Annotated in this window: 16 protein-coding genes; 12 read left to right on the forward strand and 4 right to left on the reverse strand. The window is 65.7% G+C overall.

Going from position 1 to position 15,079, the window contains the following annotated elements; genetic code table 11:
• The first annotated feature begins 79 nt into the window (after positions 1-79).
• From Ga0102493_RS11905 to Ga0102493_RS11915, 3 genes are all read left to right on the forward strand, one after another.
• Positions 80-697 (forward strand): DNA-3-methyladenine glycosylase family protein, encoded by a 618-nt coding sequence (locus Ga0102493_RS11905; RefSeq protein WP_034903482.1) that lies wholly within the window; start codon positions 80-82, stop codon positions 695-697.
• Between the two features lie 82 nt (positions 698-779).
• The gene (locus Ga0102493_RS11910) at positions 780-2,735 is read left to right on the forward strand and encodes a S9 family peptidase (protein ID WP_034903480.1); all 1,956 of its coding nucleotides are present in this window, start codon (positions 780-782) and stop codon (positions 2,733-2,735) included.
• Positions 2,736-2,814: 79 nt separating this feature from the next.
• A complete protein-coding gene (locus tag Ga0102493_RS11915; RefSeq protein WP_034903478.1) occupies positions 2,815-3,624 on the forward strand; it encodes an SDR family oxidoreductase in 810 nt (269 codons plus the stop codon).
• Between the two features lie 12 nt (positions 3,625-3,636).
• On the opposite strand, the gene Ga0102493_RS11920 is transcribed toward Ga0102493_RS11915, so the two are convergent.
• Positions 3,637-3,927, reverse strand: a complete 291-nt coding sequence (locus tag Ga0102493_RS11920) for a 4a-hydroxytetrahydrobiopterin dehydratase (protein WP_034903475.1) — start codon at positions 3,925-3,927, stop codon at positions 3,637-3,639.
• Between the two features lie 81 nt (positions 3,928-4,008).
• Between Ga0102493_RS11920 and ccmA the strand changes: the two genes are divergently transcribed.
• Genes ccmA through Ga0102493_RS11935 form a run of 3 tightly spaced genes read left to right on the forward strand, consistent with a single transcriptional unit; the run spans position 4,009 to position 5,938 of the window.
• Positions 4,009-4,629, forward strand: coding sequence for a heme ABC exporter ATP-binding protein CcmA (gene ccmA, locus Ga0102493_RS11925; protein ID WP_034903473.1), 621 nt, complete (start codon positions 4,009-4,011; stop codon positions 4,627-4,629).
• On the forward strand, positions 4,626-5,276 hold the full coding sequence (locus Ga0102493_RS11930; RefSeq protein ID WP_034903470.1) for a heme exporter protein CcmB: 651 nt from the start codon (positions 4,626-4,628) through the stop codon (positions 5,274-5,276). Before ccmA ends, Ga0102493_RS11930 begins: the two co-directional genes overlap by 4 nt.
• Positions 5,276-5,938, forward strand: a complete 663-nt coding sequence (locus tag Ga0102493_RS11935) for a hypothetical protein (RefSeq protein WP_236922217.1) — start codon at positions 5,276-5,278, stop codon at positions 5,936-5,938. The genes Ga0102493_RS11930 and Ga0102493_RS11935 overlap by 1 nt, the downstream gene beginning before the upstream one ends.
• A gap of 44 nt (positions 5,939-5,982) precedes the next feature.
• Here the strand turns inward: Ga0102493_RS11935 and Ga0102493_RS11940 are convergent, their stop codons facing one another.
• The 3 genes from Ga0102493_RS11940 to Ga0102493_RS11950 are packed head-to-tail and all read right to left on the reverse strand — an operon-like array spanning position 5,983 to position 8,101.
• Positions 5,983-6,354: a hypothetical protein gene (locus Ga0102493_RS11940; protein ID WP_069297533.1), complete on the reverse strand. Its 372-nt coding sequence runs from the start codon at positions 6,352-6,354 to the stop codon at positions 5,983-5,985.
• A 51-nt stretch (positions 6,355-6,405) separates the two neighbouring features.
• Positions 6,406-7,236, reverse strand: coding sequence for a type I methionyl aminopeptidase (map, locus tag Ga0102493_RS11945; RefSeq protein ID WP_034903465.1), 831 nt, complete (start codon positions 7,234-7,236; stop codon positions 6,406-6,408).
• A 55-nt stretch (positions 7,237-7,291) separates the two neighbouring features.
• Entirely contained in the window at positions 7,292-8,101 is an 810-nt protein-coding gene (locus tag Ga0102493_RS11950; protein ID WP_150132466.1) for a polysaccharide deacetylase family protein, read from the reverse strand.
• An 85-nt stretch (positions 8,102-8,186) separates the two neighbouring features.
• Here Ga0102493_RS11950 and Ga0102493_RS11955 point away from each other — a divergent pair, with 85 nt between their 5' ends.
• The 6 genes from Ga0102493_RS11955 to Ga0102493_RS11980 all read left to right on the forward strand — a co-directional run bounded on the left by Ga0102493_RS11955 (position 8,187) and on the right by Ga0102493_RS11980 (position 15,024).
• Entirely contained in the window at positions 8,187-9,575 is a 1,389-nt protein-coding gene (locus Ga0102493_RS11955; protein ID WP_034903463.1) for a leucyl aminopeptidase family protein, read from the forward strand.
• A 90-nt stretch (positions 9,576-9,665) separates the two neighbouring features.
• Complete coding sequence (locus Ga0102493_RS11960; protein WP_081845630.1) at positions 9,666-10,046, forward strand: hypothetical protein; 381 nt, start codon at positions 9,666-9,668, stop codon at positions 10,044-10,046.
• Positions 10,043-10,975 carry an N-acetyl-gamma-glutamyl-phosphate reductase gene (argC, locus tag Ga0102493_RS11965; RefSeq protein ID WP_034903460.1) on the forward strand — a complete coding sequence of 311 codons (933 nt, stop codon included), beginning with the start codon at positions 10,043-10,045 and terminating at the stop codon, positions 10,973-10,975. Before Ga0102493_RS11960 ends, argC begins: the two co-directional genes overlap by 4 nt.
• A 154-nt stretch (positions 10,976-11,129) precedes the next feature.
• Positions 11,130-11,468 carry a P-II family nitrogen regulator gene (locus tag Ga0102493_RS11970; protein WP_034903458.1) on the forward strand — a complete coding sequence of 113 codons (339 nt, stop codon included), beginning with the start codon at positions 11,130-11,132 and terminating at the stop codon, positions 11,466-11,468.
• 78 nt (positions 11,469-11,546) lie between these two features.
• Positions 11,547-12,956, forward strand: coding sequence for a type I glutamate--ammonia ligase (glnA, locus tag Ga0102493_RS11975; RefSeq protein ID WP_034903455.1), 1,410 nt, complete (start codon positions 11,547-11,549; stop codon positions 12,954-12,956).
• A gap of 118 nt (positions 12,957-13,074) precedes the next feature.
• Positions 13,075-15,024, forward strand: coding sequence for an alkyl/aryl-sulfatase (locus tag Ga0102493_RS11980; protein ID WP_083228527.1), 1,950 nt, complete (start codon positions 13,075-13,077; stop codon positions 15,022-15,024).
• The last annotated feature ends 55 nt before the right edge of the window (positions 15,025-15,079 follow it).

A 15,079-nucleotide genomic window follows, 5' to 3' on the forward strand; every position in this document is an offset into this window, starting at 1 on the left:
CTGTTCGGGAAACTCGCGGGCTGCTAGGCGAGTTTCCCGCGCGAGGCAAGTTAGGGGATTTGAGAGTGGGCGAGCCGCGATGGGGCTGACCGAAGGGCAATTGCGCGCCGCGCTGGACGAGGTTGCGGCACGGGACGAACGGGTCGCGCGCGAGCTGAGCCGGGTCGGCTATCCCGCCCCGCGCATACGGCCGCGCGGTTTCCGAACGCTGCTGCGCACGATCGTCGGCCAGCAGGTCTCGGTCGCGGCGGCGAGTTCGATGTGGGCGAAACTCGAGGCTGAACTGGGCGAGGATTTCGCGCCCGAAACACTGCTGGCACGCGATTTCGACACGCTTCGTGCCTGCGGCCTGTCGCGCCAGAAACAGGGCTATGCACGCTCGCTATGCGAATTGATCGAGGCGGGCGCAATCGATCTTCATGCCCTGCCCGAAGGCGACGAGGAGGCGATCGCGCTGCTCAGCGAGGTGAAGGGCATCGGGCGCTGGTCGGCGGAGATATACCTTCTGTTCGCGGAAGGCCGCCCCGATATCTGGCCCGCCGGCGACCTTGCCGTGCAGGAAGGCGTGCGGCGGCTCGCAGGCATGGATGAACGGCCCAAGGAGAAGGAGACGCGCGCTCTGGCCGAACCGTGGGCACCGCATCGCGGGGCAATGGCGATCTTCACCTGGCACTTCTACGCCGATCCCGCGCTGTAGCGCGCCTGTCGAAACCGCCTCTGGCAATCGGGCGCATGGGGCATACATGGCCCGGTGAGCATAACGACAAAAGGGAGAGACCATGCCTGCTGCCGATAGTTTTCCGATCATCCCGCGCGATGCGCTGTTCGGCAACCCCACCCGCGCGCAGGGCAAGATCAGCCCCGACGCGAAGTGGCTCTCCTGGCTTGCCCCTCACGAAGGCGTGCTCAACATCTGGCTCGCCCCGGCGCACGATCCGGACAAGGCGCGGGTGATGACGAAAGCGACCGCGCGCCCGATCCGCCAGCATTTCTGGCCGGGCGATGCAAAGAGCCTGCTTTATGTCCAGGACAAGGACGGGGACGAGAATTTCCTGCTCTACCGGATCGACCTCGAAACCGGCGAGCAGACGACGCTGACCCCGTTCGAGAACACGCGCGTCCAGGTCGTCGGCGCATCGGAGACGATCAAGGACCGGATCCTTGTGGGGCTCAACAACCGCGATCCGCAGTTCCACGACGTATACCTGCTCGATCTCAACACGGGCGCGCTCACGCTGTTCTACGAGAACAATTCCTTCGCCGGCTTCATGGCCGACGACACGCTTACGCTGCGCATGGCGATGCGCCAGAACGAGGCAGGCGGGACCGACTATTTCCGGGTGACGGAAGGCGAAGTCGAGGACGAGCCATTCGAGACGACCGCGATGGAGGATTCGCTCACCACCGGGCCTGCCGGCTACACCACCGACGGGTCGCTGCTCTACTGGCTCGACAGCCGCGGGCGCAACACCGCTGCGCTCTATGCGCAGGACACGGCGACGGGCGATCGCACGCTCATCGCCGAAGACGACAAGGCCGATATCGGCGGCACGATCCGCCACCAGCAGACCGGCGAGGTGCAGGCCTATTCGGTCGATTACCTCACGACCCAGTGGACCGCGATCGATCCCGCGATCGGCGCGGCGCTCGACTGGCTGGGCGGAAGGCTCGAAGGCGATTTCGGAATTTCCAGCCGCACCGACGACGACCGGACATGGATCGTTTGGAACGACCCGCTGACCGCGCCGAGCGCGACCTACATCTTCGACCGCGATGCAGAAACGCTGACGGCGTTCTACGTCTCGCGCCCCGAACTGGAAGGCTCGCCGCTGCAGCCGATGCATCCGCTCGAGATCGCCAGCCGGGACGGACTTACCCTGCCCTCCTATCTCACGCTCCCGCCAGGCAGCGATGACGATGGCGACGGCCGTCCGGAAAACCCGGTGCCGATGGTGCTGCTGGTTCATGGCGGACCCTGGGCGCGCGACAGCTACGGCTTCAACGCGGCACACCAGATGCTCGCCAATCGCGGCTACGCGCTGCTTTCGGTCAATTTCCGCGGCTCGACCGGCTTCGGCAAGGACTTTATCAACGCCAGCAACAAGCAATGGGGTCTGAAAATGCACGACGACCTCATCGATGCGGTCGAATGGGCCATCGAAGAGGGCATCGCCGCCAGGGACAAGGTCGCGATAATGGGCGGCTCCTATGGCGGCTATGCGACTCTGGCGGGCCTCGCCTTCACGCCCGACGTGTTCGCCTGCGGGGTCGATATCGTCGGGCCTTCAAACCTCGAAACGCTGCTTTCGACCATCCCGCCCTACTGGGCGCCGATGGTGAAGATCTTCCACGAGCGCATGGGCAATCCCGATACCGAGGAGGGCCTTGCCCTGCTCAAGGCGGCGAGCCCGCTCTACAAGGCCGACCGGATCACCAAGCCGCTGCTGATCGCGCAAGGGGCGAACGATCCGCGCGTCAAGCAGGCCGAAAGCGACCAGATCGTCGGCGCGATGAAGGAGGCGGGCATTCCCGTCACCTATGTCCTCTATCCCGACGAGGGGCATGGCTTTGCCCGGCCGGAGAACTCGATCGCCTTCTTTGCGCTTGCCGAGAATTTCCTCGCCCAATGCCTCGGCGGACGGGCCGAGCCGCTGGGCGATGTGCTCAAGCCTTCGACCGCCGAGATCGTCGAGGGCGAGGGGTACGTGAAAGGCCTTGCGGGCGTGCCTGGCTGAACCGGGCTCAACCCTGCTGACAAAGCCTCCCGGTCCTTCTAGACAGTTGCAAAACGCAATTCATGGGAGAGGGACCCTAATGGGACAACAGCGCCGGAGCATCTTCATCAGCGGCGGGGCGTCGGGCATCGGCCGGGCGATCGCTCGCCATTTCGGAGAGCGGGACTGGTTCGTCGGCATCGGCGACGTCAATCAGCAGGGAATGGAAGACACGCTCGGCCTGATCCCCGGCGGGTTCAAATACGCCCACAAGCTCGACGTGCGCGACCGGGCCGCGTGGGACGAGGCGCTCAACGCCTTTCGCACCGCCGCCGGGGGCCGGATCGACGTCGTGGTCAACAATGCCGGCATCGGCACGGGCGGGCCGCTCGCCGAACTCGACACGGACGAGATCGAACGCTGCCTCGACATCAACCTGAAGGGCGTGCTGTTCGGCGCGCAGGCGGCCCATCCGCACCTGCTCGACACCGCACCCGGTTCGGCGCTGGTCAATATCGCGAGCGCGGCCGGCATTGCAGGCGGGACCGGCATGAGCGTCTATTCCGCGACCAAGTTTGCGGTCCGCGGAATCGCCGAAAGCCTCGATGCCGAATGGGCACCCGATGGCATCAAGGTCTGCTCGATCTGCCCGAGCTTCATCGAGACGCCGCTGTTGGACGGAACCGGCAATCGCCGCTCGAACGAGATGGTGCGCGACCGGGTGAAGGCGGCCGGGCTCGAGATCACGCCGGTCGAGGAAGTCGCCGAAGCGGTCTGGAACGCGGTCCACGGCGAGGAATTACACTACCTCGTCGGCAAGACCGCCCGCCGGCTCAATTTCGCCAAGCGCTGGTTTCCGAACAAGGTCCGCAAGCAGAACCGCGCGGGCGCGGCGCTGCTCGGCAGATAGCGGAGCGCCCCCTCACACCAACCGATCGATCGCGCGGGCCATGGTCGCATCGCGCACCGATAGCCCGTCCGCATCGTGAGTGGTCAGCGTGATCTCCACCTTGGCATAGACGTTGAACCATTCGGGATGGTGTTCCTGCGCCTCGGCGATCAATGCGACCCGGCTCATGAAGCCCCAGGCCTGCGAGAAATCGTCGAACTGGAACGTCCGCCGGATCGCCTTGCCGTCATTGATCAGCTCCCATTCGGGATGGTCCTGCAAAAGCGCCTTGCGATCGTTCTCGTCGAGTTCGGATACGGCCATTTTCGTGCTCCCTGTTGGCATGCTGGTCGCAGAGGTTCACTGCTTGTGAGGATGGGTTCTTTTGCCTAACGCACGAGCGCAATGGAAGGTTCTGAAACAGCTGTTCCCGGCCCCCGCCTCGCTGCCGAGGGGCTTGCCTGCCGCCGCGGCGAACGGCTGCTGCTGCGAAAGCTGTCCTTCGCGCTCGATACGGGCGAGGCGCTGCACCTGACGGGAGCGAACGGGACCGGCAAGACGACGCTGATCCGCACGCTGGCCGGGCTTGCGCGGCCCTATGCGGGCGAGGTCGAGGCGGTGGGCGGCATCGGCCTCGTCGACGAACGGCCCGCGCTCGATCCCGACCTGCCGCTGGGCCGCGCGCTCGGTTTCTGGGAGCGGGTCGACGGTGTTGCCGATGCCGGCTCGATCCATGCGCGGCTGGGGCTCGAACGGCTGCTCGACGTGCCGGTGCGCTACCTTTCCACAGGGCAGAGGAAGCGCGCTGCGCTCGCAGCGCTGATGGGGCGGCGGGTGCCGATCTGGCTGCTCGACGAACCGCTGTCGGGGCTTGATGCGGGCGCCATCGCAACCGTCACGCAACTTGTCGGCGAACATTTAGCGCACGGAGGCATCGCGCTCGTCGCCTCGCACCAAACGCTTGCCGTGCCGGGTCTGAGAAGCCTTGCGATCGAGGATTACGCGCCCCGGGAAGAGCCCGCGTGATCGGAACGCTGCTGCGCCGCGACCTTGCGAAATTCTTCCCCTTCGCAGGCGGAGGCGCCGCGCTCCCGCTCGTCTTCTTCGTCGCGGTGGCGATGCTTTATCCCTTCGCGGTCGGGCCGGACGCTGCCCTGCTCGCCCGCACCGGCGGGGGCGTGGTGTGGATCGCCGCCCTGCTCGCCGCGATCCTGCCGCTGGACCGGCTGGTGGCCGACGACATCGAACTGGGCACCTTCGACCAACTGCGGCTGCGAGGCGTTTCGGAAGAGGCCATGATGGCGGTGCGGCTGCTTGCGCACTGGCTCAGCTTCGGCCCGCCGCTGGTGCTCGCGACCTTCCCCGCCGCCGCGCTGCTGGCGCTGGACGGGCCGACATTGCACCTGCTGCTGCTGGGCCTTCTCGCAGGCACGCCGGGCCTTGCGGCAATCGGCCTCATCATCGCGGCGCTCACCGCCAGCCTGCGTTCTGGCGCGGCGCTTTCAGGCCTTTTGCTCGTCCCGCTTGCCCTGCCCGTGCTCATTTTCGGTGCAGGCGCGCTCGCCCGTCAGGACCCGGCGAGCCTCGGCTTCGTTGGTGCGGCAAGCCTGCTGCTGGTCGCGATCGCGCCCTTCGCAGCGGGAGCTGCCATTCGCGCCGCGAGGGAGAACTGATGCGCGCCCCTGAAAGTCATCGCCAATCGGGCCTGCTGCTGAGCCGCATCGCACAGGCCCTGCTCGGCTTCACCCTCCTCGCCTTCGCGGCCAAGGCGATTGCCGATCCGGCGGTGCAGGCGCGCTACACGCCGATCGTGGTGCTTCATGCGACCAGCATGGTGGCATGGCTCGGACTCCTCGCCAGCCAGGCTTGGCTCGCCGCCGAGCACCGGCTCGACCTGCACCGCGCTTTCGGAAGAGCCTCGATGGCGCTGGTGGGCGCGATGGCGGTCTCGGGCGCGATCATCTCGGTCAATATCGGGCGGGAACTGGGCCGCCCGGAAGTAACGGTGGTAAACCTCGCCGCCTTCGTGACCTTCCTGCCGCTCTATTTCGCGGCGCTGCATTTCGCTCGCAGGCGCGACATGCACGCGCACCGGCAGGCGATGCTGATCGGGACCTTGGCGCTGATGACCCCGGCCTATGCGCGCGTGGTGCAGGTGGCGGGCCTGCCCGATCCGGTCGCGATCGCGGCGCAGGTGCCGATCACGCTGGCGATTGCCTTGGGCTATGAGTGGAAGGTGCTGGGGCGGGTGTCGAAGCCGGTTTTGTGGATGCTCGGCTTTTCGCTCGGCGTGATTGCGGTGATGGTGGGGGTGCTGGCGGTGTGGTTTTTGTAAGCTCGCCATTGCAGGCGGAACGTCCGTAAGAAACCAGCAATAACCTAGCCCAGATCGGCGGTATCGCCAGAACCTTCGATGGTCCTCCACGCCATTATGACGGGGACCATATTCATGGCGATGCCAAGGATGGGCAGACCCAGAAACTTCGGCCCGAAACCGAAGTTTCCGATCATCAGGATTATCCACCAGCCTGACCGGCCATTCTCGCGAAGCTGATAATAGGTAGCGATCGCCGCCAAGATGTAGGTTGGCATACCGAACACGACCACCCACGGTGGAAAGCCTGTGAGATATGCGGCTATAGCGACCGAATAGGTGACTGCCAGCAATCCCGCCACTCGAGTGCGAAAGTCCTGCTGAACCCAATAGGGTAGTTCGACTTCTAGTCCGAGATTTCCATCACGCGACGCCATAAGGCTTGATAGCCTTGGCAATTCGAGCACCGCAAGAGCGTTCGCCGGACATCAGGAATAAGGCGGCCTGTCCCGCCCCGTCGGGCTCTTGGTGAAGATCTCCACCCCGTCCTCGGTGATCGCGAGGCTGTGCTCGAACTGCGCCGAAAGCGACTTGTCGCGCGTCACCGCCGTCCAGCCGTCGCCCAGCACCTTCGCCCAGGGCTTGCCGAGATTGATCATCGGCTCGATCGTGAAGAACATGCCGGGCTTCAGCTCCGGCCCCGTGCCCGCCTTCCCCGCATGGACGACCTCGGGCGCGTCGTGGAACAGGCGGCCAAGCCCGTGCCCGCAGAATTCGCGCACCACGCCGTAGCGGAACTGCTTCGCATGCGCCTCGATCGCGGCGCCGATATCGCCCAGCCGCGCGCCGGGCTTCGACGCCGCCTCGATCCCCAGCATCAGGCATTCATAGGTGACGTCGACCAGCCGCTTCGCCTTGATCGGCGGCTCGCCCGCGTAGAACATCCGGCTCGTGTCGCCGTGCCAGCCGTCCAACAGCGGCGTCACGTCGATGTTGAGGATGTCGCCCTCTTTAAGCACCTTGTCGCCCGGGATGCCGTGGCAGATCACGTGATTGATCGAGATGCACGAGGAATGAGTGTAGCCACGATAGCCGAGCGTTGCCGGAACAGCGCCCGCATCGAGCATCATCTCGCGGATTTTCGCGTCGATGCTTTCCGTGGTCACGCCCGGCTGCACCCACTCGGCGCATTCGTCGAGGATGGTCGCGGCTAGCCTTCCGGCCTTTCGCATCCCCTCGAAGCCTTCTTCGGTGTGTAGCTTGATCGTACCGTCGCGGTAGACGGTGTCGTTGTTTTCGACGAGCTGGTATTCGGTCATTCGCGTTACATAGCGAGACCGTCGCTCACTTGCGAGTCCCCGCCTGCGCGGCGGCTCACGGCGCGGCGAAGGCCCCGCGATACTCCTCCTTCACTGCCGCGATCACCGCGTCCGTTACCGGCACTTGGACCTTGTAAGGTCCCTCGGCGTAGGCCCCTGCGACATAGGGCGCGGCGAGCAGGTACAGTTCGTCGATCGCTTCGCCGCCATTGCTCGCCGGAACGAGGACGAGGTCGTCGAGGCCGGGGCACTGCGCCAGCGGGTCTTCGGGAGGAGTGAAATATTCTCCGCGCCGCTCCTTCTGTTGGGAGAGGAGGGCATCGCAATAGGGCGCGCGCACAGCCCGGTAGAGCGCATCGGGCGAGGTGAACAGATCCACCGGATCGAGGCCCACGCCCGCCTCGCGGTCCCAGACCAGCGCGTCGAAAGCGGAATTGGGATGCGCTCCGCCGGTATATAGGCTCATCTCGCCCTTGAGCGAGAGGAAACGCGGCGTGTCGGCGGCAACGTCCCAGCCCTTGGAGAAACCGCGCGCCTTGCACGAGGCGCAGTCCTCGCCCGCGAATTCGGCGAGCGCTTCGTCCCAGTCGGCCTTCTGTTCCGCCAGCGCCGCGTCGCGCCGCTGCGCCAGCAGCTCGGCGAGCGCCGGGATCGCCGAGACCTCGGCGGGCCAGGCATAGAGGAAATCGCGCGTGCCGCCGCCGCGTTCGTCATGATCCTCGAAATTGACGGGCCGCGGGTCGTCCGTGCTGGAGACGGTGAGACCGGCATCGGTCCCCTCGGCACCCAGAGCCTCGCCCATCTCCTCGGGCGACGAACATCCGATCAGCGCAAGACACGCCCCGGCAAGCCACACAGACCGCATCGCACCCTCCCCTGGCGGACCGACAAGGCGCGGCTCGCCCGAATTGAAACGTGACAAGCGCACAGCCACGACTAAGTAGCCTTCTATGACCGATACAAAGGACCTGATCCAGCCCGATCGCGGCCAGGATGCCACCGCCATCCACCTCGTCAACAAGGACGGCTTCGAGGACTTCGCCAAGACCCTCTCCGCCGGGCAGCGTGCCAGCCTCGCCGCGCAGAAATTCGATGGCAGCGGCTACCAGGTCGGGATCGTGCCCGATGGTGACGGTTTCTTCGCCGTCGGCGGGGTTGCGAACCCGGAAAGCCTTTCGAGCTGGTGCCTCGCCGCGCTTGCCGAGGCGCTGCCCGGCGGGACCTATCGCCTCGCGGGGGAGCGCCAGGCGGGCGTTGCCATGTTCGGCTGGATGACCGCGCAATACCGCTTCACCCGCTACCGTGCCGAGGACAAGCCGGCGGGGCCGCGCGTGCTGCTTACCGGAGAAATCGCCCGGATGGAGGCGTTGCGGGCCGAGGCGGAGGCCGAGATGAAGGTCCGCGACCTGGTCAACACGCCGGCCGAGGACATGGGACCGGCTGCGCTCGAAGCGGAATGCGAGAAGCTGGCGAAGGCGCATGGAGCACAGCTCAAGGTGACGCGCGGCGATACGCTGGAACAGGAATACCCGATGGTCCACGCGGTCGGCCGGGCCGCCGCGCGCCATCACGCGCCGCGGATCATGCATTTGACTTGGGGAGACGAAGGGGACCCCGTTCTTGCGATCGTCGGCAAGGGCGTGTGCTTCGATTCGGGCGGGCTCGACATCAAGCCGGGATCGGGCATGCGATTGATGAAGAAGGACATGGGCGGCGCGGCGCACGCAATCGCGCTTGCAGGGCTGGTCATGGGCGCGCAATTGAAGGTGCGGCTGCACCTGCTTGTCCCCGCGGTCGAGAACGCGATTTCCGGCTCGGCCTTCCGTCCCGGCGACGTGCTGGCGAGCCGCAAGGGGCTGACGGTGGAGATTCACAACACCGATGCCGAAGGTCGCCTGATCCTGGGCGACGCGCTCACCCGGGCAAGCGAGGAGGAACCTGACCTTATCGTCGATTTCGCCACCCTGACGGGCGCGGCGCGGGTCGCGGTCGGCCCCGATTTCGCCGCCATGATGGCGCGCCGCGACGACACGGCCGAGGCCTTTCTTGCCGCTGGCAAGGAAAACGACGACGCGCCATGGCGCCTGCCGCTTCCCGATTCCTACCGGGAATGGCTGTCGAGTGATATCGCGGACCTTGCAAACGCGCACCAGAACGCCTTTGCCGGCGCGAGCGTAGCGGGCCTCTTTCTCGACCGCTTTGTCGCAGAGGGCCTCGACTGGGTGCATTTCGACACGTTCGCCTGGCGCCCATCGGCAAAACCCGGACGGGCCAAGGGCGGCGGCGCCTGTGGTCTGCGCGCAAGCTGGCACGCGCTGCGCAAACGCTACGGCGGGTGATCGCAGCGCGCTCGCTTGCCCGCGGACCGCCTTGCCGCTAAGCGCGCGGCTTCACCCTAATTCCGACCCGGCGAGGATAGCGACCAGACGATGAACGGCGCGCGAGCGGACAGCATGACAGGCGATGCAGGCTATGGCGTGCCGACCGGCGTGCTCGGCCTGGATGGCCCGGTCGAGCGACCCGCGCCCGGCACCCTGCCGCTGCGCGGCGACCTTGCCCATATCGCGCTCGCAGGGCAGCATCTCGCCGCGCATTACGTCATCCCCGAAATCCGCTCGCTCGGGCCGCAGGGTGCCGAGCTGCGCCTGCTTCCGCGCGAGGACAGCGAAATTCTCCACCGCCTGCCCGCAGGCGCGCGGTTCGAAGTGCTCGACATCGCAGGCGACTGGGTCTGGGGCTGTCTCGGGCCGGAAGGGCCCAGCGGCTATTGCCGCATCGGCGACCTCGCGCCACGGGAACGCGAGGCTTGACCCACCGGGTCTTCATCGACGGGGCGGCAGGCACGACCGGCCTCGAGATCCGCGACAGGCTCACGGGCCGCGAGGAATTCGACCTCATCGTGCTCGCTGATGCGGAGCGCAAGGATACGGGCAAGCGGCGCGAGGCGCTGCACGAAGCCGACATCGCGATCCTTTGCCTGCCTGACGAGGCCGCCAAAGAGTCGGCAAAGCTCGCCGAAGGCTCCGACACGAGGATAATCGACGCCTCGAGCGCGCACCGCGTGGCGGAGGGGTGGACCTATGGCTTTCCCGAAATCATCGGGCACGAAAGGATCGCGAACGCGCGGTTGATCAGCAATCCGGGGTGCTATCCCACGGGCTTCCTTGCGCTGATCGCGCCCCTTGTGAAGGCGGGCCTGCTGCCGGCCGACTGGCCTTACACGGTCAACGCGGTGAGCGGGTATTCGGGCGGGGGCAACGCGCTTATCGAGCGGTTCGAAGCCGAGCGCGACATCGCCTTTCGCGCCTATGGGCTTGGACTGGGGCACAAGCACCTTGCGGAAATGCAGGCCTATGCCCGCCTTTCGTTCCCACCGGCATTCTCGCCCAGCGTGATTCCGGCGCACCGGGGAATGGTGGTCGACGTGCCGATCCCGGCCCCGCTGCTGGAAGAACGGAATTCGGCACCGATGCTCGAGAGCGAATTGGCGAGCGTCTATGCGGACAGCTCCCTCATCACCGTGCTGCAATATCCCGACCAGCCGTCCGAGATCCTGTTGCGCCGCGATGCCGAACCTTGGGACGGCATGGAACTGGCGGTGTATGGCGGCGGTCCCGAAAGCGGGCAGGCCCGCCTTCTTGCCCGTCTCGACAATCTCGGCAAGGGCGCGTCAGGCGCGGCGATCCAGAACCTCAACATTATGTGCGGCCTTCCCGAAACCGCAGGATTGCGCCTGTGAACGGGCCTTCTGCCCAAATTTCGGGCAGATTGCGGCGCGGTCACGAGCCCTGTTGCGCCGCGCGTCACAATCTTGCTAATTCCATAGGCACACCTTCCGATTCCTTGCGCTACAGCTTGGGTCGAAAAACGGGCCGCGAGCGACAGGGGACCACGTGAAAAAGATCGAGGCGATCATCAAACCCTTCAAGCTCGACGAGGTGAAGGAGGCCCTGCACGAAATCGGCGTGTCCGGCATAACCGTCACCGAAGTCCAGGGATTTGGCCGTCAGAAGGGCCATACAGAGCTTTATCGCGGCGCCGAATACGTCGTCGATTTCCTGCCCAAGAAGAAGCTCGAGGTCGTCGTCCCGGACGACCAGGCCGCGCGCGTGGTCGAAGCGATCGCGGCGGCGGCCAAGACGGGCCGCATCGGCGACGGCAAGATCTTCGTCAGCACGATCGATTCCGCACTCCGCATCCGCACCGGGGAGACCGACGACGATGCGATCTGAGCGCGAGACAACCCCGCTCGCCGGGTAGGCGGGCATCCTCTCCAACAACCAGCACCAAATCGTGGAGGCAGTGAGAATATGGCAAGCGTGAAAGACGTCCTCAAACAGATCAAGGACGAGGAAATCGAATGGGTCGACCTGCGCTTCACCGATCCCAAGGGCAAATGGCAGCACCTCACAATGGCGGCGAGCGCGATGGACGAGGACGCGCTCGAGGACGGGCTGATGTTCGACGGCTCCTCGATCGAGGGCTGGAAGGTCATCAATGAAAGCGACATGATCCTCAAGCCCGACATGGACGCGGTCTACACCGACCCCTTCTCGGCCACCCCGATGCTGGCGATCTTCTGCGACATCGTCGAACCGTCCGACGGCCAGCTTTACGAACGCGATCCGCGATCGACCGCGAAGCGCGCCGAGGCCTATCTCAAGTCCTCCGGCATCGGCGACACCATCTTCGTCGGACCCGAACCCGAATTCTTCATGTTCGACGATGTGCGCTTCGAGGATGGCTATGCCGGGTCGGGGTACGCGATCGACGACATCGAGCTGCCGACCAATACCGGCAAGGAATACGAAGCCGGCAATATGGGCCACCGCCCACGCGCCAAGGGCGGCTATTTCCCGGTCGCTCCGGTGGACAGCGCGTCGGACATCCGCGGCGAGATGGTCTCGACGATGATGGAAATGGGCCTCAACATGGACAAGCACCATCACGAGGTCGCCGCCGCCCAGCATGAACTCGGCATCACCTTCTCGACCCTGACCAAGACCGCCGACCAGGTGCAGGTGTACAAGTATGTCGTGCAGCAGGTCGCCCACGCCTATGGCAAGACCGCGACCTTCATGCCCAAGCCGATCAAGGCCGACAACGGCAGCGGCATGCACACTCACATGTCGATCTGGAAGGACGGCACCCCGACTTTCGCGGGCAATGAATATGCCGGACTGTCGGAAACCTGCCTTCACTTCATCGGCGGCGTCATCAAGCATGCGAAGGCAGTGAACGCCTTCACCAACGCGACCACCAACAGCTACAAGCGGCTGGTGCCGGGCTTCGAGGCGCCGGTCCTGCTCGCCTATTCGGCGCGCAACCGTTCGGCTTCCTGCCGCATTCCCTACGGCGCGGGCGAAAAGGCCAAGCGGGTCGAATTCCGTTTCCCCGACGCGATCTGCAACCCCTACCTCGCCTTCTCGGCGCTGCTGATGGCAGGGCTCGACGGGATCGAGAACAAGATCCATCCCGGCGAGGCGATGGACAAGAACCTCTACGATCTGCCCCCGGCCGAACTGGCCGAGGTGCCCACCGTGTGCGGAAGCCTGCGCGAGGCGCTCGAAGCGCTCGAGGCTGACCACGAATTCCTGCTGAAGGGCGGCGTGTTCTCGACCGACCAGATCGAGGCCTATGCCGAGCTCAAGTGGGAAGAGCAGCTGCGCTGGGAGACCACCCCCAGCCCGGTCGAATTCGACATGTATTACAGCGCCTGACGCGCGCCGTTTCACCCGTGGGAAAGCCGCCCGGATCATTGTCCGGGCGGCTTTTTTCATGCCCGATTGCCTCGCGCCCCCGCCCTCGCCTATCCTCTCGGGAAATGGGGAGAGGGACATGAGAAAAAGCTTTATCGTGGCAGGCCTCGCCGCAACCGCGCTGGCATCGGCGGCAGGCGCGCAGGAGAGCCCGAAACCCGCCTCCCCTGCGACCGTCGCGGCCCAGCGCGAAGCGGCAGCCTCGCTTCCACCCGACGGAACGCGCGACGCCGATTTCGCCGCGCGCGGCTTCCTTGCGACCCGCACCGAGCCGCTGATCCGTGATGCCGACGGCCAGCCGGTCTGGAACCTCGACGCCTACGCTTTCGTCGACGGCGAGGCCCCGCCCAGTGTCCATCCGAGCCTGTGGCGGCACATGCGCTACCTCAAGCGCCACGGCCTGTTCGAGGTGGCCGACGGAATCTGGCAGGTGCGCGGCTTCGACCTTTCGAACATGACCGTGATCCGCGGCGAGACAGGCTGGATCCTGATCGACCCGCTGACCACGAAGGAAGTCGCGGCGGCGGCGCTCGAACTCGTCAACGACACGCTGGGCGAACGGCCTGTCAGCGCAGTGATCTACAGCCACAGCCATGCCGACCATTTCGGCGGCGTGCGCGGCGTCATCAGCGCCGGGGATATCGCCGCGGGCCGCGTAGAGGTGATCGCACCCGAGCATTTCATGGAAGAGGCCAGTTCCGAGAACGTGCTGGCCGGCGGCGCGATGCAGCGGCGCGCGGCCTACCAGTTCGGCGCGGGGCTGGTCCCTGGCGACGCGGGCCAGATGGGAAGCGGAATCGGCATGGCCGTCTCGCGCGGGACCATAACCCTGGTCGAACCCACCGACATCATCCGCGAGACCGGCGAAACGCGGCGCATCGACGGTGTCGAGCTTGAATTCCAGATCGTATCGGGCAGCGAGGCGCCCTCCGAGCTCAACGTCTACGTCGCGCCGCAACGCACCTTCCTTGCCGCCGAAATCGCGACCTGCACCATGCACAACATCCTCACGCCGCGCGGGGCGAAGGTGCGCGACACGCGAGCCTGGGCACGCTTCCTCGACGAGGCGGTGACCGATTACGCACCGAGGAGCGACGTGGTCATCTCGAGCCATTGCTGGCCGCAATTCGGGCGCGAGGCAGGAACGGCATGGCTCGCCGCGCAGCGCGACAATTATCGCTATCTCCACGACCAGACGGTGCGCCGGATGAACCGCGGCGCGACCATGGTCGAGATCGCCGAAGCCGTCCCGCTGCCGCCCCAGCTTGCCGAGGAATGGTCGAACCATGGCTATTACGGTACCTACAGCCACAATTCGAAAGCGATCTACCAATACTATCTCGGCTGGTACGATGCGGTCCCCGCCAATCTCCACGCGCACCCTCCGATCCCCCGCGCGGAGCGGATGGTCGAGGCGCTGGGCGGCGCAGACCGGATGATTGCGCTTGCTCGCGTTGCAATGGCCGAAGGCGACTATCGCTGGTCCTCAGACCTTCTCCAGCAGCTCGTATTCGCCGAACCGGACAATGCGGCGGCGAAGAACCTCCTTGCCGATAGCTACGAGCAGCAGGGCTACCAGTCCGAAAGCGCGATCTGGCGCAACCAGTTCCTCGTCGCGGCTAGCGAGCTGCGCAACGGGCGGGCCGACAATTTCAGCACTCAGAGTGCGGACCTGATCGCCGCGATCCCGACCGGACTGCTTCTCGATTCGGCGGCGACGCGCTACGACCCGGAAAAGCTGGGGAAGCCGCACGTTGCTGTACGCTTCGAATTGACCGATCGCGACGAGACCGCGCTCATGGAGGCGAATGAGAGCGTGCTTATCGGGCGCATGGACGACATGCGCACCGCGCCCGATGCGATCGTGCGAGCGCCGCGCCAGCTTGTCCTCGGCCTGCTTTTGGCAAAGCTGCCGCTGGCGCAGATGAAAACGGCAGGGCTTACGGTCGAAGGCAACGAGAACGCGCTTGCCGCGCTGCTCGGCGCGCTTGATCCGATGCCGGGAAGCTTCGAGATCGTCACGCCCTGAACAGCCAGTTCAGCAAGCGGCAGCGAGCCGCTACGGCGCCTTCCTGAATTCCGCG

The sequence above is a fragment of the Erythrobacter litoralis genome (assembly GCF_001719165.1).
In the GTDB taxonomy this organism is placed as follows: domain Bacteria; phylum Pseudomonadota; class Alphaproteobacteria; order Sphingomonadales; family Sphingomonadaceae; genus Erythrobacter; species Erythrobacter litoralis.